Below are 606 nucleotides of genomic sequence, written 5' to 3'. Positions count from 1 at the left end.
ACGCGACCGGCAGGGGGACTCCTGTTGTCTGACAACCCGACCAGTGGCCAGCCCCCGCTCGAGCCGGGAGTGCCGCAGCCCGCTGCCGGTCCGTCCGTGTGCCCGCGCCACCCCGACCGCGAGGCCTACGTGCGCTGCCAGCGCTGCCGTCGGCCTGCGTGCCCGGAGTGCCAGCGGCCCGCCGCCGTCGGCATCCAGTGCGTGGACTGCGTACGCGAGGCCGCCCGCACCACGCCCAGCGCCCAGACGGTCTTCGGTGGCCGTGCGACCGACGGCACGCCCGTCGTCACGTACTCGATCATCGCGATCTGCGCCGTCGTCTACCTGATCCAGCGGGTCGACCCGACCATCACCGCGCGGTTCTCCTTCGTGCCCGCGCTCGGGTGGACCGAGCCGTGGAGGTTCCTGACCGCGGCGTTCCTGCACTCGCCGGACACGATCTTCCACATCCTGCTCAACATGTTCGCGCTGTGGTCCCTGGGCCAGTACCTCGAGCCGATGCTCGGACGCGCCCGTTTCGCCGCGCTGTACCTCATCAGCGGGATCGGCGGCCAGGTCGCCGTGAGCCTGCTCGCCGGATCGCCCACGCTGGCCGGGCTCAGGACC

1 protein-coding gene is annotated in these 606 nt (G+C 72.1%); it reads left to right on the top strand.

Going from position 1 to position 606, the window contains the following annotated elements; genetic code table 11:
- Positions 1-24 precede the first annotated feature (24 nt).
- On the top strand, positions 25-606 hold a 582-nt coding region (locus tag ABD194_RS20855), incomplete at its 3' end, for a rhomboid family intramembrane serine protease (RefSeq protein WP_343995108.1).

The organism is Terrabacter terrae (assembly GCF_039529575.1).
Taxonomy (GTDB): domain Bacteria; phylum Actinomycetota; class Actinomycetes; order Actinomycetales; family Dermatophilaceae; genus Terrabacter; species Terrabacter terrae.
The sequence above is the reverse complement of the archived record's forward strand: the minus strand, read 5'-3'. Positions and strand labels throughout refer to the sequence as shown.